22 protein-coding genes and 6 tRNA genes are annotated in these 22,021 nt (G+C 31.3%); 12 read left to right on the forward strand and 16 right to left on the reverse strand.

Annotated features, from left to right (window positions below):
• Window positions 1-12 precede the first annotated feature (12 nt).
• The 4 genes from B3M86_RS10780 to B3M86_RS10795 all read right to left on the reverse strand — a co-directional run bounded on the left by B3M86_RS10780 (window position 13) and on the right by B3M86_RS10795 (window position 3,657).
• Window positions 13-97 (reverse strand) — tRNA-Ser (locus tag B3M86_RS10780).
• Between the two features lie 131 nt (window positions 98-228).
• Window positions 229-636, reverse strand: a complete 408-nt coding sequence (locus tag B3M86_RS10785; RefSeq protein ID WP_219034769.1) for a hypothetical protein — start codon at window positions 634-636, stop codon at window positions 229-231.
• A gap of 85 nt (window positions 637-721) precedes the next feature.
• Window positions 722-1,453, reverse strand: a complete 732-nt coding sequence (locus tag B3M86_RS10790; RefSeq protein ID WP_219034768.1) for a YebC/PmpR family DNA-binding transcriptional regulator — start codon at window positions 1,451-1,453, stop codon at window positions 722-724.
• Window positions 1,454-1,548: 95 nt separating this feature from the next.
• On the reverse strand, window positions 1,549-3,657 hold the full coding sequence (locus B3M86_RS10795; protein ID WP_219034767.1) for a M3 family metallopeptidase: 2,109 nt from the start codon (window positions 3,655-3,657) through the stop codon (window positions 1,549-1,551).
• A gap of 225 nt (window positions 3,658-3,882) precedes the next feature.
• Here B3M86_RS10795 and B3M86_RS10800 point away from each other — a divergent pair, with 225 nt between their 5' ends.
• Genes B3M86_RS10800 through B3M86_RS10810 form a run of 3 tightly spaced genes read left to right on the forward strand, consistent with a single transcriptional unit; the run spans window position 3,883 to window position 6,802 of the window.
• Window positions 3,883-4,527, forward strand: a complete 645-nt coding sequence (locus B3M86_RS10800) for an NUDIX hydrolase (RefSeq protein ID WP_115001319.1) — start codon at window positions 3,883-3,885, stop codon at window positions 4,525-4,527.
• A 19-nt stretch (window positions 4,528-4,546) separates the two neighbouring features.
• The gene (locus B3M86_RS10805; RefSeq protein ID WP_038334575.1) at window positions 4,547-5,431 is read left to right on the forward strand and encodes a lysophospholipid acyltransferase family protein; all 885 of its coding nucleotides are present in this window, start codon (window positions 4,547-4,549) and stop codon (window positions 5,429-5,431) included.
• Between the two features lie 18 nt (window positions 5,432-5,449).
• The gene (locus tag B3M86_RS10810; RefSeq protein WP_115001321.1) at window positions 5,450-6,802 is read left to right on the forward strand and encodes a UDP-N-acetylmuramate--L-alanine ligase; all 1,353 of its coding nucleotides are present in this window, start codon (window positions 5,450-5,452) and stop codon (window positions 6,800-6,802) included.
• A 392-nt stretch (window positions 6,803-7,194) separates the two neighbouring features.
• Here the strand turns inward: B3M86_RS10810 and B3M86_RS10815 are convergent, their stop codons facing one another.
• From B3M86_RS10815 to B3M86_RS10825, 3 genes are all read right to left on the reverse strand, one after another.
• Window positions 7,195-8,019, reverse strand: coding sequence for a helix-turn-helix domain-containing protein (locus B3M86_RS10815; RefSeq protein ID WP_291046460.1), 825 nt, complete (start codon window positions 8,017-8,019; stop codon window positions 7,195-7,197).
• 21 nt (window positions 8,020-8,040) lie between these two features.
• A complete protein-coding gene (locus B3M86_RS10820; RefSeq protein WP_038334569.1) occupies window positions 8,041-8,367 on the reverse strand; it encodes a DMT family transporter in 327 nt (108 codons plus the stop codon).
• Window positions 8,368-8,441: 74 nt separating this feature from the next.
• Complete coding sequence (locus B3M86_RS10825; RefSeq protein ID WP_219034762.1) at window positions 8,442-9,095, reverse strand: hypothetical protein; 654 nt, start codon at window positions 9,093-9,095, stop codon at window positions 8,442-8,444.
• 218 nt (window positions 9,096-9,313) lie between these two features.
• Between B3M86_RS10825 and B3M86_RS10830 the strand changes: the two genes are divergently transcribed.
• The gene (locus B3M86_RS10830) at window positions 9,314-10,072 is read left to right on the forward strand and encodes a 5'-methylthioadenosine/adenosylhomocysteine nucleosidase (RefSeq protein ID WP_219034761.1); all 759 of its coding nucleotides are present in this window, start codon (window positions 9,314-9,316) and stop codon (window positions 10,070-10,072) included.
• 99 nt (window positions 10,073-10,171) lie between these two features.
• Here the strand turns inward: B3M86_RS10830 and B3M86_RS10835 are convergent.
• The 5 genes from B3M86_RS10835 to B3M86_RS10855 all read right to left on the reverse strand — a co-directional run bounded on the left by B3M86_RS10835 (window position 10,172) and on the right by B3M86_RS10855 (window position 10,655).
• Window positions 10,172-10,252, reverse strand: a tRNA-Tyr gene (locus tag B3M86_RS10835).
• 32 nt (window positions 10,253-10,284) lie between these two features.
• Window positions 10,285-10,358: transfer RNA gene (locus tag B3M86_RS10840), tRNA-Thr, on the reverse strand.
• Window positions 10,359-10,399: 41 nt separating this feature from the next.
• Window positions 10,400-10,476 (reverse strand) — tRNA-Thr (locus B3M86_RS10845).
• A gap of 7 nt (window positions 10,477-10,483) precedes the next feature.
• Window positions 10,484-10,564 (reverse strand) — tRNA-Tyr (locus tag B3M86_RS10850).
• Window positions 10,565-10,581: 17 nt separating this feature from the next.
• Window positions 10,582-10,655 (reverse strand) — tRNA-Thr (locus tag B3M86_RS10855).
• Between the two features lie 277 nt (window positions 10,656-10,932).
• Here B3M86_RS10855 and B3M86_RS10860 point away from each other — a divergent pair.
• From B3M86_RS10860 to B3M86_RS10870, 3 genes are all read left to right on the forward strand, one after another.
• A complete protein-coding gene (locus B3M86_RS10860; RefSeq protein WP_219034760.1) occupies window positions 10,933-12,579 on the forward strand; it encodes a Na/Pi cotransporter family protein in 1,647 nt (548 codons plus the stop codon).
• A gap of 29 nt (window positions 12,580-12,608) precedes the next feature.
• A complete protein-coding gene (locus B3M86_RS10865) occupies window positions 12,609-12,998 on the forward strand; it encodes a hypothetical protein (RefSeq protein WP_115001331.1) in 390 nt (129 codons plus the stop codon).
• 208 nt (window positions 12,999-13,206) lie between these two features.
• Window positions 13,207-14,190 (forward strand): acyl transferase, encoded by a 984-nt coding sequence (locus tag B3M86_RS10870; RefSeq protein ID WP_286495957.1) that lies wholly within the window; start codon window positions 13,207-13,209, stop codon window positions 14,188-14,190.
• Between the two features lie 42 nt (window positions 14,191-14,232).
• Here B3M86_RS10870 and B3M86_RS10875 read toward each other — a convergent pair whose 3' ends face one another.
• The 3 genes from B3M86_RS10875 to B3M86_RS10885 form a co-directional block, all read right to left on the reverse strand.
• The gene (locus B3M86_RS10875) at window positions 14,233-15,339 is read right to left on the reverse strand and encodes a hypothetical protein (protein ID WP_219034758.1); all 1,107 of its coding nucleotides are present in this window, start codon (window positions 15,337-15,339) and stop codon (window positions 14,233-14,235) included.
• A gap of 6 nt (window positions 15,340-15,345) precedes the next feature.
• Complete coding sequence (locus tag B3M86_RS10880) at window positions 15,346-16,101, reverse strand: DUF3857 domain-containing protein (RefSeq protein WP_291075963.1); 756 nt, start codon at window positions 16,099-16,101, stop codon at window positions 15,346-15,348.
• Between the two features lie 70 nt (window positions 16,102-16,171).
• Window positions 16,172-17,062: a TIGR01777 family oxidoreductase gene (locus tag B3M86_RS10885; RefSeq protein ID WP_291065927.1), complete on the reverse strand. Its 891-nt coding sequence runs from the start codon at window positions 17,060-17,062 to the stop codon at window positions 16,172-16,174.
• 45 nt (window positions 17,063-17,107) lie between these two features.
• Here B3M86_RS10885 and B3M86_RS10890 point away from each other — a divergent pair, with 45 nt between their 5' ends.
• Window positions 17,108-17,983 (forward strand): ion transporter, encoded by an 876-nt coding sequence (locus tag B3M86_RS10890; protein WP_291065928.1) that lies wholly within the window; start codon window positions 17,108-17,110, stop codon window positions 17,981-17,983.
• Here B3M86_RS10890 and B3M86_RS10895 read toward each other — a convergent pair.
• Window positions 17,980-18,951, reverse strand: a complete 972-nt coding sequence (locus B3M86_RS10895; RefSeq protein WP_125348824.1) for a YihY/virulence factor BrkB family protein — start codon at window positions 18,949-18,951, stop codon at window positions 17,980-17,982. The genes B3M86_RS10890 and B3M86_RS10895 overlap by 4 nt on opposite strands.
• 26 nt (window positions 18,952-18,977) lie before the next feature.
• Here B3M86_RS10895 and rlmH point away from each other — a divergent pair, with 26 nt between their 5' ends.
• Genes rlmH through B3M86_RS10915 form a run of 4 tightly spaced genes read left to right on the forward strand, consistent with a single transcriptional unit; the run spans window position 18,978 to window position 21,776 of the window.
• Window positions 18,978-19,451, forward strand: coding sequence for a 23S rRNA (pseudouridine(1915)-N(3))-methyltransferase RlmH (rlmH, locus tag B3M86_RS10900; RefSeq protein WP_115001348.1), 474 nt, complete (start codon window positions 18,978-18,980; stop codon window positions 19,449-19,451).
• Window positions 19,444-20,277: a CPBP family intramembrane glutamic endopeptidase gene (locus B3M86_RS10905; RefSeq protein ID WP_280052062.1), complete on the forward strand. Its 834-nt coding sequence runs from the start codon at window positions 19,444-19,446 to the stop codon at window positions 20,275-20,277. Before rlmH ends, B3M86_RS10905 begins: the two co-directional genes overlap by 8 nt.
• Complete coding sequence (gene rdgB / locus B3M86_RS10910; protein ID WP_038334525.1) at window positions 20,278-20,859, forward strand: RdgB/HAM1 family non-canonical purine NTP pyrophosphatase; 582 nt, start codon at window positions 20,278-20,280, stop codon at window positions 20,857-20,859. It abuts the gene before it with no gap.
• Window positions 20,856-21,776 (forward strand): ribonuclease Z, encoded by a 921-nt coding sequence (locus B3M86_RS10915; RefSeq protein ID WP_219034751.1) that lies wholly within the window; start codon window positions 20,856-20,858, stop codon window positions 21,774-21,776. The genes rdgB and B3M86_RS10915 overlap by 4 nt, the downstream gene beginning before the upstream one ends.
• Window positions 21,777-22,021: the final 245 nt, after the last annotated feature.

Consider the following 22,021-nt stretch of genomic DNA (forward strand, 5'->3'; position numbering starts at 1 on the left):
TCAAGCTTTCAGCGGAGAGTGAGGGATTCGAACCCCCGGAGGTGTGACCCTCAACAGTTTTCAAGACTGCCGCATTCGACCACTCTGCCAACTCTCCAATAACGCAGTCTACTGCGGTATTGCGAGTGCAAATATAGAACGCTTTTTCGAATTTGCAAACCTTAATTTAAAGTTTTTTTAATACAAAAACATAGTTTATTCAGTATCAAATAAATATTTTAAAAAAAATTATACAATAACGACCAAAGCTATCTGAATAAGGAAACCAAGCGTAAAAAACAAAGCGGCAAACTTCAATAAAGTAAAACGAAAAGTTTCATTCAAGATTAATTTATTGACCAATGGTTTCGAGATTTTTTCGTCCAAAAGCTTTTCTACTTTTTTATAGAAAATCAATAATAAAATTATAATCATTATAACAACGACAAATACAAAAAAAGAACTCATCGAATGATAAAACATCACTCCCATCGCCATTCCTAATACAGCTAATATTAATTGTGGCAACTGATTAATTGCTTTCCGAATCATTTCTTCGGTTTTACTTAACCAATCAGCTCCAAGAATTTCTGGCGCAGCCATCCAAAATGCAAGAAATTGCAATATCAAACCAAGTAAAGTAAAAATTTTTATCATTCTCAAAAATTCAATTATAGTTAAAGATAAAAAAAACCGTTTAAAATAAATTAAACGGTTTTCATATTATTCTTTTCAAAAAAGATTATTCTTCCTCTTCTTCGTCTTCTTTCATCGTATGATAAACGTTATTTACGTCCTCATCTTCATCAAATTTCTCTAACAATTTTTCGATGTCAGCTTTTTGTTCTTCTGTTAATTCTTTTGTTGTTTGTGGAATTCTTTCAAATTCTGATGAAATAATTTCATATCCACTTTCTTCCAAAGATTTGAAGATTGTTCCGTAATTCTCAAAAGGTGCAATTAATACAATTCCATCTTCATCCTCAAAAATCTCCTCTACTCCAAAGTCAATCATTTCAAATTCTAATTCCTCTAAATCTAGATTTTCAGGTTTTTGAATCTTGAAATTACAGATATGATCAAACATAAATTCAACAGAACCTTGCGTTCCTAATTGTCCATTACATTTACTGAAATAAGAACGAACGTTAGCTACTGTACGATTGTTGTTATTTGTAGAAGTTTCAACTAAAACGGCAATTCCGTGAGGTCCATAACCTTCAAAAATAACTTCCTTATAGTTTTCTGTATTTTTATCAGATGCTTTTTTGATTGCGCGTTCGATATTATCTTTAGGCATATTTACAGCCTTCGCATTCTGAATTACCGCGCGAAGATGAGAATTTGAATGCGGATCAGGTCCTCCTGCTTTTACTGCCATTACGATATCCTTCCCAATTTTAGTAAACGCTTTAGACATTGCTGCCCAACGTTTTAATTTACGTCCTTTTCTAAATTCAAATGCTCTTCCCATTTATACTTGTTTTAATAGTTGCAAATTTATTCATAAAACGAAAAAAATCCAAGAACTATGTCTTGGATTTTTAAGTTGTTAATATTTTAGAATAATTATTTCAATCCGTGGTATTTCAACATTGGTTCAATTGAAGGATTTTTACCTCTAAAATTTTTGTAAATCACATTCAAATCATCCGAATTCCCTTGAGAAAATACTTTATCTCTCAAAATTTGACCATTTTTACGTGACATTCCTCCATTTTCTATTGTCCATTCGTAGGCATCATGGTCTAACATTTCTGCCCAGATATATGCAAAATATCCCGCTGCATATCCTCCACCAAAAATATGGCTAAAATAAGAAGAACGGTAACGAGGCGGAACTTGTGGTAAATTTGTTTTATTATCAATTAAGGCTTGTTTCTCAAAATCGTCTACGCTTGTGATTGTTTTATCGACAGAAACAGTGTGCCAAGATAAATCTAAAGCCGCAGCAGAAAGTAATTCTGTTAACGTATAACCTTTGTTAAAGTTAGATGCTTTTTTCATTTTTTCTACCAACACATCAGGAATCGCAGCTCCTGTTTGATAATGCTTTGCATAATTTTTTAGGATAGATGGCTCCGTTACATAATGCTCGTGAAATTGAGATGGAAACTCTACAAAATCTCTTGAAACATTTGTTCCAGATAAAGTTGGATATTTTTGATTCGCAAAGAAACCGTGCAATGCATGTCCAAATTCGTGGAAAGTTGTTACCACATCATCATACGAAATCAATGCAGGTTGACCATTTGCAGGTTTTGTGTAGTTTCCGACATTATAAATAACAGGTTTTGTGCCAAATAAGTGCGATTGCTCCACGATATTACTCATCCAAGCTCCCCCTTGTTTAGAATCTCTTTTGAAATAATCTGTATAAAATAATCCCAATTGCGAACCATCTTCATTAAACAATTCGTACACTTTTACATCTTCATGCCAAGTTGGTATATCTGTACGTTTTTTGAATGAAATTCCGTACAATTCTTTCGCCATAAAGAAAATTCCATTCTCTACAACTGAATCTAAAACGAAATAAGGTTTCATTTCATTTTCGTCGATATCATATTTCTCTTTACGAACTTTCTCCGCATAATAGTTCCAATCCGCAGCTGTTAATGTATTTGCTGGATTTTCTTTCTTCGCTAAGGCTTCAAATTCTTTTGCATCTTTTTGTGCCATTGCAGTTGCTGCCGGAATCATTTGATTTAAAATTCCTTTTGCTGCTGTAGGATTTTGCGCCATTTGATCTTGCAAATTCCATTCTGCATAATTTGCAAAACCTAATAATTTAGCTTTCTCCGCACGTTTTTTAACCAAAGTTAAAATTGTATAACGTGTATCATTTTCGTCTTTTTTCTCTGTTCTAATCCAAGCTGCATCAAATAATTTTTTTCTTGAAACTGCATTGGTCATATTTTGTAATTCAGGTTGTTGCGTTGTATTCAATAAACTGATTAAATATGTACCATCAGCTTGTTTGAAAGCCTCTAAATCAGCATCACTCAAACCAGCTAATTCTTCTTTCGTAAAAGTAACGCCACCAGATTTTGTTCCTTTTAATAATTGATTGGAGAATTTAGTTTCTAAAGAAGCGATTTCTCCATTCAATTTTTTCAATTCATCTTTTTGTGCAGCAGATAAATTTGCGCCAGCCAATTCAAATCGTTGATAATATACATCTAACAAACGAGATGACTCTTTATCTAAATTCAATGATTTTTTATTGTCATGTAAAGTTTTTACACGTTGAAATAATTTATCATTCAAATAAATGGCATCGCTATGAGCCGCAAATTTAGGCGACATTTCCTCCTCAACTGCTTGCAACGTTTCGTTTGTATTTGCTCCAGTCAATAATCCAAAAACATGATTAACTCGTGTTAATAATTGACCCGATTTTTCCATCTCAACTAATGTATTTTCGAAAGTTGGTGCTTCAGAATTATTCGCAATTTTATTGATTTCGACTAATTGTTCAGTCATTCCTTGCAACAAAGCAGGTTTGAAATCTTCGTTTTTAATTTTCGAAAAATCAGCAGTTTGATAAGGCAAAGTGCTCACTTCAAAAAAAGGATTTTTATCGTTCCACATACTATTTGTTGACTTTTCGCTACAAGAAGTGGTTAGGATTGACGATCCAACCATCATTCCGTAAAAAAGTTTTTTATTAAACATTTTTATAATTTTTAGACCTAACGAAGTTAAAACTTATAATGTTAAATTTCAAAAATATTCAATTTTTCATTCAAACAATGGGAAATATTTAAGCTAAATCTTAAAAGTTAAATAATTAATAAACCTTACCGAAAAGGTTGAATTTTCTTCAACGAAAATAATTATCTTTGAAAAAGAGTGAGGAAAAATTTCACTCTTTTTTATTACCCTAAAAATCAATCCATTTTGTATTTAGATTTAGAAGAATTAAAATATTTATTAGCTGAAAGTGTTGAAGAATTGCCAAGTTGGGAATCACACCAAAAGCTTTCACCTCCATATCGTCAAAAATTTGATTTAGAATATGTAAAACGTACCAATCCTAGAAGTGCGTCTGTGATGATTTTATTGTATCAAAACGAAGATGGAGAAGTTGAATTCCCAGTAACCATGCGTGTTTCTTACGAAGGAGCGCATTCGCATCAGTTTTCTTTGCCAGGTGGACAATTTGAAGAACAAGATATTAGTTTTGACGAAACTGCTATTCGCGAAACTATGGAAGAACTTGGTGTAGAGTACGAAAACATTGAGATTGTAAGACAATTGAGCGAAATGTATATTCCGCCAAGTAATTTCTTGGTTTATCCTTACATCGGAATTTATCATGGAGAACCACATTTCAATCCAGATGAGCGCGAAGTACAATACGTTGTTCCATTAAATTTGGAAGCTTTTTTGAATGCTGATTACGAAGTTTTTGAGAGAGAATTTTCTGGTCAAGTTGTCGAAATTCCTGGTTATAACATTGGTGATGATGAATTTCTTTGGGGCGCAACGGCAATGATTTTAGAAGAATTTAAAGATTATCTAAAAATCGTATTAAATTTGTAACTTAAACAATTAAGAACTCGTGTCTCAAAAAGCAAAGAAAAAGAACGCATTTCGCGATTCATTTGGACATTTATATTTCCTAAAAAGGACGTTAATTTTCTTATTAGGATCATTTACTTATAACCGTTACAATGGTTTTAATAAATTAAAAGTTAGCGGTACAAAAAACTTGGTTCATTTGCCAGCTCAAAATGTATTATTCGTTTCGAATCATCAAACTTATTTTGCTGATGTTTTCGCGATGTATCATGTATTTTGTAGTGTAAAAAATGGTTTTATTGATACCATCAAAAATCCAATTTATTTACTTAATCCTAAGATTGACTTTTATTACGTTGCCGCTGAAGAAACAATGAAAGATAATCTTTTGACGAAATTATTCGCCTACACAGGAGCGGTTACCGTAAAAAGAACGTGGCGTGCAAAAGGAGAAAATGTAAATAGAAAAGTAGATTTAAGCGAAATTAACAATATTGATATTGCGTTGCAAAGTGGTTGGGTAGTAACATTTCCGCAAGGGACTACAACTGCGTTTGCACCTGGTCGTCGTGGAACTGCACATTTAATCAAGAAAAATAAACCAATTGTAATTCCAGTTGTAATTGATGGTTTTCGTAGAGCTTTTGATAAAAAAGGTTTGCGTATTAAAAAACGTGGAATTAATGCGACAATGACATTCAAAGAGCCTTTGGAAATCGATTATGAAAATGATTCGAGTGATGCAATCATGAAAAAAATTATGAATGCAATTGAGCAAGCACCAGAATTTAATAAAGTTCGACCAATGGACGAAATTCTTGCTGAAAATAGTGAAAAATCATTGGATGATTATTTGAATGAAGACGACGAAGAGTTTGATGATTTCGAAGAAATGGGCTACGACGAAGAAAATAAAAAAGACTAAAAGAATACAACATACAAAATGAAAAAAGTTCATTTTATTGCAATTGGTGGAAGTGCAATGCACAATTTGGCGATTGCTTTGCACGAAAAAGGATATCAAGTAACAGGTTCTGACGACGCAATTTTCGAACCTTCGAAAACACGTTTGGACCAACGTAGAATTTTACCAGAAGAAATGGGTTGGTTTCCAGAAAAAATTACAACAGATTTAGATGCTGTGATTTTGGGAATGCATGCTCACGCTGATAATCCTGAAATGTTACGTGCTCAAGAATTAGGTTTAAAAATCTATTCATATCCAGAATATTTGTACGAACAATCAAAAGATAAAACGCGTGTTGTAATTGGTGGTTCGCATGGAAAAACGACAATTACATCAATGATTCTTCACGTTTTGCATTATCATAATATCGATGTTGATTATATGGTTGGTGCGCAATTGGATGGTTTTGATGTGATGGTAAAATTGACAGAAGACAACGAATTTATGATTATGGAAGGTGATGAATATTTATCATCTGCCTTAGATCGTCGTTCAAAATTCTTGTTGTATCAACCAAATATTGCGTTGATTTCAGGTATTGCTTGGGATCATATCAATGTTTTTCCAACGTTTGCAGATTACACTTCTCAATTCTCAAAATTCGTAGAATCTATCGTGAATGGAGGTGCTTTAATTTACAACGAAACAGACGAAGAAGTTGTTAAAGTGGTAGAAGAAACGGAGAAAGCAATCAAGAAATTCCCTTATCATTTACCAGAACATTTTATCGAAAATGGAATCACTTTTATCGAAACAGAAGATGGACCAATTCCGTTAGAAGTCTTTGGTAATCATAACTTGATGAATTTAGAAGGTGCTCGTGCAATTTGTAAACAATTAGGTGTAATGGATGATGATTTCAACGAAGCAATTCAATCATTCAAAGGAGCATCTAAACGTTTGGAATTAATTAATCGTACTTCTGATTTTGTTGCGTATAAAGATTTTGCCCATGCGCCAAGTAAAGTAACTTCAGTTACGAATGCAGTAAAAGAACAATATACAGATAAAACAGTTGTAGGATGTTTAGAAATCCACACCTATTCGTCTTTGAATCCTGAGTTTTTGGTGCAATACAAAGGTGCTTTAGACAAAACTGATATCAAAATTGTAATGTATAGCCCAGAAGCATTAGAAATAAAACGTATGGAAATGATTTCTCCAGAAGATATCAAAAAAGCCTTTGGAGATGATTCTATTTTGGTATTTACAAATGGTGAACAATTGCAAGATTATATCGAAAGTTTAGATAAAAAAGATAAAGTATTTTTGATGATGAGTTCAGGAAACTTCGGTGGAGTAAACTTGAATGAATTATTTAAAGCATAAAAAAATCACCTTTCAATAAAAGGTGATTTTCCACTTAAATATCTATAAAATATAGAAAAAGAGAACTTAATTTTTTAGGTTCTCTTTTTGTTTTTTGTCAAATGGTCAAAATAATCATTTTAGGTTTTTGGATTACTTCTTTTCAAATATCAGTAAACTTAGAACTATTTTAAACTTTTTCGGAACTATTAATTTTAAAAACATTATTTTAGAAAAAACAGAGGTGATATAAACTTTTAGTAATACTCTACTCACTTTTGTTAGCTTTCGCCATCAAAAAACACCTCTGTTTTACTATAAAATTATAGTGACCCTTTTGATAGTAACAAAGATGATAAAAATCGAGATAAAAAAAAGTTTGAAAAGTAGCCTAAAGATGTCCAAAACGGAAGTTATTGTAAACTTTTTCTAAATTGAGTTGGACTAATTTTTAGATGTTTTTTGAAAAAATTTCCGAATGAATATTGGTCAGAAAAGTTTAACTCATTCGAAATTTCAGAGATTGTTTTAGTTGTTTCACTCAACAATACTTTCGATTCACGAATCACAACAGAACTGATTAATTCTTTTGTCGTTCTACCTGTTATTGATTTGCAACATTCAGTTAAATATCGTACTGTAATATTCAATTTATCTGCATAATATTTTGCATCTCTGTTTTCTGTATAACTCTTATTTAAATCATTCAAAAAACGCTTTACAATATCATCTTTTCGCGTTCCTTTTCTTACAATAATTGTTTGTTGTTTCGAAAGTTCGCTAAACGTTGTGTAAACAATCGCATAAAATAAATTGAACTGTAAATAGCGTACGAATTTGGTCAATTTCTCTTGCAAACGCAACTTCAATTGCAATAAAAGTTCGATTAAAGCAGAAAATTCTATTTCATTGAAATGATAATTATTGATTCTACCTTCACCAAAAAATTGGTTGTATTCATAACCACTCAAATCGATAATCGATGTATCTAAAATCTTTTTGGTTAAAACTAAACTCAACAATTCTAAATCAGATGATTTTGAAATTATTTGGTAAGATTTATTAGGTTCTGGGAAGAAAACATCGTGTTGTTTTAGTTTAATTTCTTGGTCATTTTGAGAAATAATTAAATAACCATGCTGAATAAAAATCGTCTTAATCAAATCTTTTTTCAAACGTTTATTTTCAACAGTTTGCTGAATAAATTCCTCTTGATCAAAAACATTAAAATTCTCCATAAATCAACACTTTAATTTCAGTTAATTTGACACAAATTTTAACCCAATAATAGAGCAAATTAAAGTCGTTAAGAAGAAAACGCGCCAAAAACTTGCTGGTTCTTTAAAAATAAAAATTCCTACTAAAACTGTTCCGACTGCTCCAATTCCTGTCCAAACTGCATAAGCCGTTCCGATTGGTAATGTTTGCGTTGCTTTTACCAACAAAACCATGCTCACCGTTAAGAAAAATAAAAAACCACCATACCATAAATACGTGTCATTTCCGGTTGCTTCTTTTGCTTTTCCAAGACATGATGCGAAACCGACTTCGCACAATCCTGCAATTAGTAAAATTACCCAATTCATTTTTTACTGATTTATTTATAAAAATTAAGACTACAAAAAATTGTAGCCTTAAAATTAATTATTTATTTTTTGAATTATTTACCGAAACTATCGCTAAATTCTACTTGACCTTTGATGTGTACTTCGCTCCATGTTTTAGAAACGCCATCTGCACCTTTGTGTAATTCTAAACAAGCTTGATTAAGAGCTTCTATTGCTTTTCCTGTGTTAAAATCCATCAAATCAACATCTGTTTCAATTGAAAAAACATTGTTCTCAAACGTTGATTTTACTTCGTATTCTTTAGAAGCATTATTCAACGTTAAATTCAAGAAAGTTTTACCATCTCTGAAATGTAATTGACCTTTGATTTCGCTTGTATTAATCATATTTCCAAACAAAATATCTTTCAATTTTTGATCACGATCAATTTGATCAGAATTTAATGTAGCAACTGTCGCTATAATATTTGCACCTTCTAAAACTTCTTGAGGCGTTTTTCCATCTTCTTTTGCGTCTTTCACCAAAACAACATCAAAACGTCCTGAAACAGCCACTTTTTCTGTTGTTTTATAAGCCGTCCACTCAACTCCAGATTTTCTAATTACACCCTCTACAATTTCCGTTGGTTCTTCCACTGTAACAGCAGATTTAGCAGGTTGTTCAACTGGTTTTTCTTCTGTTTTATTCGTACAATTCATCAGCATTACTGATGCACAGCATATAATCGCTATAGATAATTTTTTCATTTCAAACTTTTATGCTACAAAAATACAACAAGCCAAGACTAATTCACAATTGATTTTTAACATATTCTGAAAAAACTCTACTTTTGTAAGATGATAAAAAATCTTCTAAATACATGTTTGATTATCATTTGTTTGCCATTTATCTTAATTTATGAGATTTATTGTTCGGTTTACAAATACAGAAAATAAATTGGTAACTTCGCTTTCAAATTGGAAAGATGAGCGAAAGAATAATAGGAATAATAGGCGCTATACCGCAAGAAATAAACGGTGTAGTCAATTTATTAACAAACAAGCAAGAACATAAAATTGGTCGAAGAAGTTATTTTACTGGAAAATTAAACAATCAAAAAGTTGTGGTCGTTTATTCTCGTGTTGGTAAAGTTGCTGCCTCTGCTACGGTTACAACCTTAATCCTTGAATTTAACGTTTCTGAATTGATTTTTACAGGTGTTGCAGGTGGAATTCATGCTGATGTAAAAATTGGAGATATTGTTCTAGGGCAAAGTTTGATTCAACATGATATGAATGCTCAACCTCTTTTTCCTGCTTACGAAATCCCAATGTTAGGAAAAGCTTATTTTGAGGCTGATTCTTCTCAATTAGAAGTTGCGACAACAGCTATTTTAGAAATTTTAGAAGAGCAACATTTGCATAATGTGATTTCTGAAAAAGATTTGGATAAATTTAATATTCATCAGCCTCAACTACATGTTGGTTTAATTGGATCTGGAGATTTATTTTTCTCGACAAATTCTCAGAAAGAAAAATTACAACAAAACTTACCCGAAATACTTTGTGTCGAAATGGAAGGCGCTGCAGTAGCACAAGTTTGTTACGAATTTGATATTCCTTTTATCATCATAAGAACAATATCAGATGATGCCGACGATCATTCTACATTAGATTTTAATAGTTTTATAGAAAAGATTTCGAATGTATATTCAATAGAAATTATTAAGAACATCATCAAGTAAAAAGTCCTTTAAAAAGGGCTTTTTTTTTGATGCTCACATTAATAAAAAAATCATCAAAAGATTTGATGATTTGCTTTTCCAAATATTTAAAATGGATTGTGGGGAGAGCAGGATTCGAACCTGCGAAGGTTACCCAACGGATTTACAGTCCGTCCTCGTTGGCCGCTTGAGTATCTCCCCGCCTAATAATAAAGTATTCTTCAAAAAAGAAGAGCCGATAGAGGGACTCGAACCCACGACCTGCTGATTACAAATCAGCTGCTCTAGCCAGCTGAGCTACATCGGCGATTTTTTATTTTTGTTTTAAAAGTAAAATATAAACTTTTTTGGAGCCGATAGAGGGACTCGAACCCACGACCTGCTGATTACAAATCAGCTGCTCTAGCCAGCTGAGCTACATCGGCTTTTTAGTGGGGAGAGCAGGATTCGAACCTGCGAAGGTTACCCAACGGATTTACAGTCCGTCCTCGTTGGCCGCTTGAGTATCTCCCCGACCTATATTTTTGCTGAGCCGATAGAGGGACTCGAACCCACGACCTGCTGATTACAAATCAGCTGCTCTAGCCAGCTGAGCTACATCGGCAAAAATATTATTATTTGTATATTTCAAATTGAAAACAGGATATTCATTTCTCGAAAGAAGTATTGTTCCTTTTTCGTGGTGCAATATTAGGGCAGTTTTTCGAATCTCGCAAATGTTTTTTCAAAAAAAAGTAGAAGTTTTTTCTAAAAATTTACTTCAATTTTGAAAATCAGAATTTTAGAATTCAAAAAAAGATTAAACTTTTTTTCAATAAAAGTAAAAAAGATAATATTCTATTTACATTAGAGTCCCTATTTTTGTAGTCAATTAATCATTAATGCATCTTATCATACAAATTTTGCAACTTTTCGGAGCAATTGCTTTGTTCATTTTTGCGATAAAACTATTAAGCGAAAATTTACAAGCGTTATCTGGATCGAATTTTAAACGCACTCTAAACAAATTAACCAAAAACAATTTATCGACAATTGTTACAGGTACTTTTTTTACAACAGCTATACAATCTTCCTCGGCTGCGAGTGTGTTTATATTGGGATTTGTAAATGCTGGATTGATTAATTTGCGAAAAGCATTTGGCTTAATATTAGGCGCAAATATCGGAACTACGCTTACATTGTGGTTGGTCTATTTCGGAATGAAATTCGATTTGGTACAAATTGCATTGCCTCTTATACTGGTGGCTTTTCCATTTTATTTATCGAAAAAACGTAACCAAAGAAAAGTAGGTGGAATTTTATTTTCGCTTTCCTTACTTTTTCTTTCGCTTTATTTCCTGAAAACTTTTTTACCTTCTATCGAAAGTCATCAGAAGTTACAAGAATTCTTTCAGCAATTATCGCATTATGGTTTTTTGACTAATTTGTTATTTATTCTATTTGGAATATTACTAACGGTTTTAGTCCACTTTTCATCAGCATCAATTACGATTGCAATTTTATTAGCGAGCAAAGGTTTACCTATCGAATTAGCTGCAATGATTGTTTTGGGAGCAAATATAGGAACAACTTTTACAGCGCATTTAGTTGCCGCAATTGGAGATAAATACACGAAAGTTGTCGCAGCATTTCATACATTTTTCAATATTGTAATTGCGTTGATTTTTATGTTGATTGCAAATTTTGTTTTAAAATTTATTGGAACAACAATTTCATCAAATATCGCTGTTCAACTGATTACTTTTGATACTATTAGTAATTTCGTCGGGGTCATTTTGTTTACGCCTTTTATCAATAAAATAGCTTTCTATTGTCAGAAAAAATATTTCTCTGTAAAATCAGCAGACAATAAATTAGAATTTTATGCAATTCCATTCGGAACAAATTCTGACCTATATAAAAATGAAGCCAACAAAAAACTTCTGAAACTCGCTTCTACAACGAAACAAACGATTTATACGCTTGGGCGAATGATTACTGAAAGTGATGAAGAAAAGATTTTGGTTTTTCGTGAACGAATTTTGGAACTGGAAAAAGAAGGTGATCAATTGGAGAGAGAAGTCAATGAATTTTTGAATGAAATTGCTGATTTAGATTTACCAAACGAAAATACAATTGCGATTCATCAACTAATTACACTTTGTCATCATCTGGAAAGTGTGGGCGATATTGCGATTAAGATTTCTTCTATTCATCGTCGTCGTAGAATGACAAATAGTTATTTTACACCAAAAATGAGAACGTATTTGGTCGAATTTCAAAATAATTTGGATCAAACAACGCGTATTCTAAATCAAAATTTGAACGAAACACAAGAAGAAGTTTCTATCAAACAAGCGGAGTTTATCGAAAAAACGATTAATACAATTTACAAAGAAGCCGAAGCAAATTTAATGAAGACGATCGAAAAAGAGAAACTTTTGACTACAAGTGCGCTTTTCTACAAAGATCTAATTCAGAATTACGAAATTCTTGGCGATCATCTTTACAAAGCCAATGCAACAATTGTTAAGCTAAAAAATCAGTAGATTTTTGTAAGTTTAAAGAAATTTATTGCATGGCTACTACATTTACAATAAAGCTTGAAGAACAAATTATTGGAACTACAGAATTTGAATTTGCAGATGTTCCGATGGGAGTTGTTTATGGCAAAATAAATTTTATAGATATTGAATCTCCTTATTTATTATTCAAAAATTATTGTTTAGCAAATAACATCCATATAAATTATGATTCTGAAAAAGAAAGATTGATAGACACAGCGATTATTCCAAATCTTAGAATTTATTATAATGATTTTAAAGAAGAATTAAAAAGTTGGGGAAGTTCTATTTCTGGAATTGAAATTTCTGATGACGTATTTGAATTTGAAATTACTTTATATGGTTTAGAATCTGAAACGATGTCAACTTTATTCAAACATCATTTTGATGAATATTTTAAATAATAACTTGTCTTGAATTAAAATTCGTCAATTCGAGTGATTTTTAGAAATATATTTCTAAAAATTGTATCGAGAATTAAGATGAATTTTATCTTCTAAAACCTTATTCTCGACACAAAATTCTAAACGAATTTCACTCGAATTGACGGTTTTATTTATAAAATAATATAATTACTTCGCTCACTTCTACTCTATTTTGTAATTTTGCAAAATGTTTGATTCAAAGCAAATTTTTTCTATTCAATCCGAAGAAGATTTCCAAAACGTTGCATTGGAAGTTTTCCGTTATCAAGCGCAAGAAAATGAGGTGTACAAAAACTTCTTAAATTTCTTGAACGTTGATTATTCTACTGTAAAACACACCAACGAAATTCCTTTTTTACCGATTCAGTTTTTTAAGAAATTTAAATTGATTTCGGGAAATCGTGAAGTGGAAAAGGTTTTTACAAGTTCGGGAACAACTGGAATGGCGACAAGTAAACATTTGGTAACGGATTTGGCATTGTATCATTACAGTTTAGAAAAATGTTTCGAACAATTTTATGGTCCACTTCCCGATTATACTATTTTCGCGCTTTTGCCTTCGTATTTGGAGCGTACAGGTTCGTCTTTGATTGATATGGTGGAGTATTGGATTGAGAAATCTGGTAGCGATAAAAGTGGTTTCTATTTGTATAATCACGATGAATTGTACGAAAATCTTATTGCGCACGAAAAAACGGGCAAGAAAGCAATTTTGATTGGTGTTTCATTTGCTTTATTAGATTTTGTCGAAAATTATAAAATGAATTTGCAGCACACAATTGTGATGGAAACTGGCGGAATGAAAGGTCGCAAGAAAGAAATTACGCGCGAAGAATTGCATTCAATTTTGAAAAATGGTTTCGGAACAAATGAAATTCATTCGGAATATGGAATGACGGAATTGCTTTCGCAAGGTTATTCTCGAGGAGATTTGACGTTTAAATCGCCAAATTGGATGCGAATTTTGATCAGAGAAACCGAAGATCCTTTCCAATATGTTGAAGAGGGAAAAACAGGTGGCGTGAATGTGATTGATTTGGCAAATTACAATTCGATTAGTTTTATTGCAACTGATGATTTAGGTAAAAAAATAACTCACAATCAATTTGAAATCTTAGGACGTTTCGATCATTCGGATGTGCGAGGTTGTAATTTGATGGTGATTGAATAATAAATAAAATCCCGCACTGAAAAATTCAGTGCGGGATTTTATTTATTTCTTTTTCATTAAAACTTCTTTCAGAGATTCTGTTTTTATTTTCTCAAAAAATTGTTTCAATTCATTGTATTTATCCGCTTCATAAACACCTTCTGGCAATAAAAATTGAATTGCTAGTATCAATTGTCCATCTTTCACTTTTGCTTCCTGATAATACTCTAAACCAAGCTCAGTTTTGTGATGTGCTTTGTATTTTTCATCAATTATCACTTCGTAACCATCTGGAATTTTAGATTTCACCTGAATATTAAACAAATAAGGATAATTAAATTCTATTTTGCGCTGACGATTTTTATCTTCAAAAGTATATTGTTTTAGAAATTCGCGCAAAGGATTTATAAATGTATAAAATGGAGCATTCGGAATTACAGCTTTTGCTTTATAATTTTTAACGTAAGAATCAGTATCAAAAACCGTTTTATCATTAATTTCTTCGTCTAAACGCACATCTAAAGATTCAGTCAAATATCTATTCAAAACATTTTCTTCGTCTGCAGCATCATCATAAAAATAATCATTGAATTTGTCTTTACGATAAAGAATTAAATTTCCATTACTCATAAAATCATACTTTAATGATGATTCGTAATAAGACAATTTTTGATTCAACTTTACAAACGAAGCTTCACCTTTTTTGATGACAATTCCATGATAATTAAACACATCTAAAGGTCCAAATTCGATTTGTTCTTTATTTAATTTTGAAGCATCTAAGATAATATTTGAAGCACCATTATTTAATTTCACAACTGTTAAAACAGAATTGAATTGATTGACAATTGGATAAGAAAACAAAATTTGTCCATGATGACGACTACTAAACATAACCATCGAAGTTTCGAAACCTTTAGCTGTTAAAATTTCATTCAATAAAAGATTCATATCTGCCGTAGAACCAGACTTTTCTTTCAATAAAGTTTTGTTCGAACGCGTTGGAATAATTCCATAAAATCTATTCCATTTTACATTTGAATCAATATATTCAATCACATTTTTCAAAGTTTCTACCTCATCTTTTCCATTCGGAATATTTTGCGCAACATCTCTGATTGCAGAAGGATTTCGATACAAATCATATTGTGCATTTATATCTTGAATCAAATCTATCTACGCGCTCATCGTAGTTTTCTTTGCTCCATCTGTATGATAATTAGCTGCCTGAATTTTAATTCGTTCACTTTGATCTTCAGGATTATAAACGTATTTTAATTGATTATAACTTTGGATATTATGTAATAACCATTCCGTTGAACTAGATTTACCTTTATACTTTGTATTCAAACCATCACCAATTGTAATAATCGAATATGTACCATAAGCCTGATTATTTAATCGAAACTTGCTCGAAAGCGTTGGTATATCATGTTGGAAATTCCACGCATCAATAGAAAAATTGTGTTCGCTACTTTTGATATAAGTATATTCGATAATAGAACCAACTTTTACATTTGGAAAAGTAAAACGTTTTACAGCATACAATTCATTTAAAGAAACATCAAAAATTTCTTTCTCATCAATCGGAGTCATTTGCTCTACTCCATTTACAATATTTATCGTACTTCCCTTGATTCCGCTTATAGATTCATTTCTATTCTTGCTGTAATAATTCAGTTGTATATTTGCTTCATCAAGTCCTTTATCAGTCAGTATTTTGATTCTTCGTTTTACAGTCAAATAATAATTAGACGAAGTTAAATCCATTTTTCCTTCTTCCGAAAGAATAACAGCATCTACATTTTTCTCAAAAGGAACTTGAGTTAAGTTAATTTCTTGCTCCGAAATTTTTCCGAATTTTAAATCTTTCGATTGCGCATTTGTATATAATGCAATAAATAAAAAGAGTAAAGTAATTTTTAATTTCATTTCAATTTGTAATTCCTGCAAAAGTACAATACACAATAATACATAAAGAATAATCTAAATAAAATTTTCGTTACTTTTCTATCAATTCTTCTAACGCTTTTTCTAAAGTAGGATATTGAAATTTGAAACCTATTTCTTGAATTTTAGTTGCGTCAATTCTAGATCCATTTAGGACTAAACTACTCATCTCACCTAATGCTAATTTCATAACAAAAGCAGGAATATTAGGAATAAAAAAAGGTTTATTCATTATTCTCGCTAGCGTATGATTGAATTCCGAATGATTTATATATTGCGGTGAAGATGCGTTATAACTTCCTTTTATTTTATCATTATCTACAGCTTCCGCATACATTTGTATCAAATCTGTAATATGTATCCAAGGCATCCATTGTTTTCCGTTACCTAGATTTGCTCCTACACCAAGTTGAATAGGTTTTTTTAATAATTTGAAACCTTCGCCGTTTTTAGACAAAACAAAAGAAGTTCTAAGACAAACCACTCTTGCACCTATTTTTTCGAACTGATAAGCAGCATTTTCCCATGCGACACAAACTTTACCTAAAAAATCAATATTCGGTTCATCAGATTCTTTGAAAATTTTGTTCGAAGTAATTTGTCCATAATAAGCAGTTCCAGACGCGGAGATAAAAAATTTCAAATCAATATTCAATTTTTTGACATACTCAAAAAGTAAATTCGCTGTATCAACTCTACTCGAAAAAATTTCTTTTTTGTAAGAATTTGTCCATCTTTTCGCAATTAAGCTTCCAGCCAAATGAATAATTCCATCCAAATTTTCAAAAACTTTTTCATCAATTGTATCTTTCTCCCAATGATAAAAAGGATGTTCAATCTCTTTTTCTCTTGTCAAAATACGAACTTGATGTCCATTTTTAATTAAAATCTTTGTTAATTCTGAACCAATTAATCCACTTCCACCAGTCAATAGAATATTCATACTAAAATTTTTTCCTAATTTAGCTCATTCCAAAAATATAAACTAATGTTTAAAGGTAGATTTCCTTATCTAAAAAGAATGGGAGCTGATGAAGAAAAGAAGCTAAAACAAAAAATATTCGATATAGTTTTTGAAGCTGATACACCTTATGGAAAATTTTTTGACATCTCTTTATTACTTTTAATTTTATTGAGTGTTGGCTTAGTTATGTTGGAGTCTATTCCGGCAATTAACGCAAGACACCATACAGTTTTAGTATCTTTAGAATGGATTTTAACCTTTTTGTTTACTATAGAATATTTATTAAGAATCTATTGTGTTAAAAATCGTTGGCGCTATATTTTTAGTTTTTATGGAGTTATTGATTTATTGTCTATTTTACCTTTTTATCTTGGTTTAGTTTTACCTACAAGTAAGTACCTAGCAAGTATTCGTATTTTAAGATTACTACGTATTTTCAGAATTTTTAACCTTACTCGATTTACACGTGGAAAAAATGTGTTGGTACTTGGACTGAAAGAAAGTAAAGATAAAATCATTGTTTTTTTATCATTTGTTCTCTTAATTGTTGTTGTAATTGGCTCGATTATGTATATGGTTGAACACGATCATCCTGAATCTGGTTTTACAAGTATTCCAATTAGTATTTATTGGGCAATTGTTACTTTAACAACAGTAGGTTATGGTGATATTTCTCCTGTCACTGGTTTGGGACAATTTTTAGCATCTGTTGTTATGATTATAGGTTATGGTGTAATTGCTGTTCCGACAAGTATTGTAACAATGGAAATGAATAAAGCAGCTAAACATAATGAAGATATCCCTACAAATACACAAAGATGTCGCAATTGTGGTGATGATTATCATTTAGATGGTGCTATTTATTGCAAAACCTGCGGGCATCTTTTAAATGAGCCTTAAAATTTATCCAAATTAATAAATCGATTATTGTCGATATGGTTAACGTATTCGTAATTTTTGGTGTAATTAATTGACATATTCAATTCATAACCAACTAACATCAAAATCACATTGATGTATACAAAAATCATCATAATCATTACTAATCCAAGCGATCCATACAACAAATCAATGTTTGTAAAATAACTTAAATACGAATTAAAACCTATCACAGTTAACAAGAACAAAACTGATGTCAAAATAGCACCAGGTAAAACTGTGCTACGCGATTTTTTGTGATTTGGTCCGAAATAATACAACATACACATCGAAACAAAGTAGAAAAGAAATACCGAAAAATAGTTGATTAGATACGAAAACTGTCCAAGTTTACTTAAAAATGAAACGTTGGTTAAGTATTTCCAAATAATTGATGTCGAATAAGATAAAAACACTTGTAACACAATAAAAACTGTAAAAAACAAGGTTAAAATTATCGAAATCATTCTCGATTTTGAGTTTTTTCGCTTTACATAAACATCTTGATACGAAACATTAAACCCATTTATAATTCCTTGTATTCCGTTAGATGACATAAAAATTGTAATCAAAATCAAGAAATAATTCACTTTACGTTTTCCTTGTACAGCCGTCGTTTTATCAATATACGAAATCACTTCATTGCTCACATGTTTAGGCAAAAGTTGCGGAAGAAGTTGTGTAAATAACAAGTTTTTTATCTCTTGGTAATAAACCAAATGCGGTAAAATACTAAACAAAAAAAGCAAAAATGGAAACATACTAAAAAATAAAATCCATGAAACTGCTGCCGAACGCAACGGAAAATTACCTTTCATGACGCGAATCCAAAAAACTTTCAAGAAATCATATACCGTGATACCTGTATTTTTGTTCATCAATTTTGTTTTCGACCAAGCTCGAAAATAATTTATTCCTGTATATGTTTTAAAATCTTGTAGAATGCGCATATTTTTGTCTCAATAAATAATTTTGAATGAATATTACGACCATTTGTATCGGTAAAACAGACGAAAAAGCCATCGAAATGCTATTACAAAAGTATGAAAATCGATTGCCTTCGCACATTAATTATCAAAGAATTGAAATTCCTGACATCAAAAATCGTAAAAATTTGTCCGAAATTCAACAAAAACAAAAAGAAGCTGAGCAAATTTTGAATAAAATCATCAATACAGATTTTGTTATTATTTTGGATGAAAAAGGAAAACAGCCTACTTCGAAGCAATTTGCAGATGATATTCAGAATTACATGAATCAATCTGTCAAAAATCTTGTCTTTGTGATTGGTGGTCCTTATGGTTTTGACGAATCTGTTTACAATCGTGGAAATAAAAAAATGTCTTTATCCAATATGACATTTACGCATCAAATGGTTCGTTTATTTTTGACTGAGCAAATTTACCGAGGATTTAGTATATTGCAGGGTAAACCTTATCATCATGAATAACACCTCTCCATTTGAAGAATTTGTTCCTAAGCAAGAAAATAAACTAAGTTTTGGTATTGGAAAAGCTCTTTTGTATAGCGCAATTGCAGTGATTATAATGCAGTTTGCTGGCGGAATTATTTCAGTTCCAGCACTTTTTTACAAACCGCTTAATCACTTACTTTTACCGTTAGGATTTTTAACAGGAACGGTTTGCGCAATTGTTATTTTATTGATGTTGACACAAACTAAATTTGCATCAATTTTAAAAGATATCAAACATTCTTTTACTCCAATTCAGCTCATATTATCAATAGCTTGTTGGTTATTTCTTTTGCCTTTAGCCGAGGTTGCAACAAGTTTAATTCCAACAACTGGACCTTTAGAAGAAATCTATAAAATCTTTCAAGCTTCTTTTGAAATGATGTTAGATTACAAAATCGCTGGATTTATTATGATTTGTATTTTGGCTCCAATTTTCGAAGAAATTATTTTCAGAGGAATAATCTTGAAAGGAATGCTAAATTTCAATGTAAATCCTACCACTGCAATCTTAATCAATGGTTTTATTTTTGGATGCGCACACATGAATCCTTGGCAATTTATAGGCGCCGGACTTTTAGGAATCATTTTTGGAATAGTTTATTACCGCACAAAATCGTTGTTTTTGCCTATGTTATTACATTTCTTAAACAATACACTTTCCTACTCGTTAATGTTAATGCAAGGCGATATGGAAGGCGAAGTTTTTGCGCAAAGAGATTATTTATTAATTGGAGGAATGACACTTATCGGAATTTTATCTGTCTATTTATTAATCAAAAAAAACAGAACAAAAACAATATAAATGGAATTAATTTTTGCCACACATAACAACAATAAAGTAAAAGAAGTTACAAAAATGTTACCTTCTTACCTATCGATGAAATCGTTGACTGATATTAATTTCTTTGATGAAATTGAAGAAACTGGAACAACTTTCGAAGAAAATGCGCAATTAAAAGCGAAAACTATTTTCGATAAAACGGGTAAAAATATCTTTGCAGATGATTCTGGATTAGTGATAGAAGCGTTAGATGGTGCGCCTGGTGTATATTCTGCTCGATATGCAGGTACTGGAAAAGACGAAGATAATATCGCAAAAGCGTTGAAAGAATTGGAAGGAGAAACGAATCGAAAAGCTTATTTTATTTCTATTTTCTGTTTAATTTTGAATGGAAAAGAATATTTTTTCGAAGGTCGCGTAAATGGAACAATTGCTACCGAAATTATGGGTGATAATGGTTTTGGTTACGATCCTATTTTTATTCCTGATGGTTTTTCAAAATCATTTGCTCAAATGACTGCTGAAGAAAAAAACGCCATTAGTCATAGAGGAAAAGCTGTCGAAAAATTAAACGATTTTTTAATTAATCTAAACGTAAATTGAGTTTACAACTAACAATATTAGGATTTAATTCGGCATTACCAACGGCTTTTACGCATCCAACCGCACAATTATTAAATATTGCAGAACGCTATTTTTTGATTGATTGCGGAGAAGGAACACAAGTACAATTGCGAAAAGCAAAGGCAAAATTCAACCGAATAAACCACATTTTTATATCGCATTTACATGGCGATCATGTTTTTGGATTGATTGGATTAATTTCCACACTTCAATTACTTGGTCGCGATATGCCTTTGCATATCCATGGTCCGAAAGGAATTGAGGAATTTATTACGACACAATTACGCTTAACAGAATCCAATAATTCATTCGAGATTATTTTCAATGAATTGCATACAAAAGAATCTGTTTTAGTTTTTGAAGATGATAAAGTTGAAGTTTATTCTATTCCGCTAAATCACCGAGTGTATACCAATGGTTATCTTTTTCGAGAAAAGCCAAAACCTCGAAAATTGAATATGGATACAATCGAAGAATTTCCTGAAATTGAAATCTGCGATTATCAAAATTTGAAAAATGGAAAAGATTTTACGTTAGAATCTGGAAAAATAATTCCGAATGATTATTTAACATTTGATGCTCAAAAGTCCTTGAGTTACGCGTTTTGTTCGGACACAAAATATAAACCAGATATTGTTCCAATTATAAAAGATGTCGATTTGTTATATCACGAATCAACATTTTTACACGAATTGAAAGATTTAGCGGTTTACACAGGGCATACAACTGCAAAAGAAGCTGGAATGATTGCGAAACAAGCCAATGTAAAGAAATTAATTTTAGGTCATTTTTCTAATCGTTATCACGATTATAAACCTTTGTTAATCGAAGCCCAAGAAGAATTTACGAATACCGTTTTACCAGAATTGTTGAAAACAATAAAAATAGAAAGTTAGTAATCAAAATATAAAAAAATCCGTTCGATAGTCGAACGGATTTTAGTTTTACAAATGTTTCTCAATCCTATGGATTTTGAACTAAAACTCCTTTAGAAACAATAATTTGTTGTTCAGGAATATATTCAATTACTTCATTTGCTGTAGCAAGAATAGTGTATAATGGATTACTTCCTGATAAATGTGTACCAGGGTAGCGTCTATCCATTGTCAACCCATTTCTATATGTGGGTACGTCATATCCT

This window comes from Empedobacter sp. UBA6305, assembly GCF_002440405.1.
In the GTDB taxonomy this organism is placed as follows: Bacteria; Bacteroidota; Bacteroidia; order Flavobacteriales; family Weeksellaceae; genus Empedobacter; species Empedobacter falsenii_B.

What these genes read in the sequence shown, in the direction of transcription:
- B3M86_RS10825 (WP_219034762.1), bottom strand. Translation starts at nt 9,095, where the DNA reads ATGAAAAAATTATCTATAGCGATTATATGCTGTGCATCAGTAATGCTG.
- B3M86_RS10885 (WP_291065927.1), bottom strand. Translation starts at nt 17,062, where the DNA reads ATGAATATTCTATTGACTGGTGGAAGTGGATTAATTGGTTCAGAATTA.
- B3M86_RS10815 (WP_291046460.1), bottom strand. Translation starts at nt 8,019, where the DNA reads ATGGAGAATTTTAATGTTTTTGATCAAGAGGAATTTATTCAGCAAACT.
- B3M86_RS10790 (WP_219034768.1), bottom strand. Translation starts at nt 1,453, where the DNA reads ATGGGAAGAGCATTTGAATTTAGAAAAGGACGTAAATTAAAACGTTGG.
- rdgB (WP_038334525.1), top strand. Translation starts at nt 20,278, where the DNA reads ATGGAATTAATTTTTGCCACACATAACAACAATAAAGTAAAAGAAGTT.
- B3M86_RS10905 (WP_280052062.1), top strand. Translation starts at nt 19,444, where the DNA reads ATGAATAACACCTCTCCATTTGAAGAATTTGTTCCTAAGCAAGAAAAT.
- B3M86_RS10890 (WP_291065928.1), top strand. Translation starts at nt 17,108, where the DNA reads ATGTTTAAAGGTAGATTTCCTTATCTAAAAAGAATGGGAGCTGATGAA.
- B3M86_RS10895 (WP_125348824.1), bottom strand. Translation starts at nt 18,951, where the DNA reads ATGCGCATTCTACAAGATTTTAAAACATATACAGGAATAAATTATTTT.
- B3M86_RS10810 (WP_115001321.1), top strand. Translation starts at nt 5,450, where the DNA reads ATGAAAAAAGTTCATTTTATTGCAATTGGTGGAAGTGCAATGCACAAT.
- rlmH (WP_115001348.1), top strand. Translation starts at nt 18,978, where the DNA reads ATGAATATTACGACCATTTGTATCGGTAAAACAGACGAAAAAGCCATC.
- B3M86_RS10865 (WP_115001331.1), top strand. Translation starts at nt 12,609, where the DNA reads ATGGCTACTACATTTACAATAAAGCTTGAAGAACAAATTATTGGAACT.
- B3M86_RS10795 (WP_219034767.1), bottom strand. Translation starts at nt 3,657, where the DNA reads ATGTTTAATAAAAAACTTTTTTACGGAATGATGGTTGGATCGTCAATC.
- B3M86_RS10785 (WP_219034769.1), bottom strand. Translation starts at nt 636, where the DNA reads ATGATAAAAATTTTTACTTTACTTGGTTTGATATTGCAATTTCTTGCA.
- B3M86_RS10820 (WP_038334569.1), bottom strand. Translation starts at nt 8,367, where the DNA reads ATGAATTGGGTAATTTTACTAATTGCAGGATTGTGCGAAGTCGGTTTC.
- B3M86_RS10880 (WP_291075963.1), bottom strand. Translation starts at nt 16,101, where the DNA reads ATGAAATTAAAAATTACTTTACTCTTTTTATTTATTGCATTATATACA.
- B3M86_RS10870 (WP_286495957.1), top strand. Translation starts at nt 13,207, where the DNA reads ATGTTTGATTCAAAGCAAATTTTTTCTATTCAATCCGAAGAAGATTTC.
- B3M86_RS10830 (WP_219034761.1), top strand. Translation starts at nt 9,314, where the DNA reads ATGAGCGAAAGAATAATAGGAATAATAGGCGCTATACCGCAAGAAATA.
- B3M86_RS10860 (WP_219034760.1), top strand. Translation starts at nt 10,933, where the DNA reads ATGCATCTTATCATACAAATTTTGCAACTTTTCGGAGCAATTGCTTTG.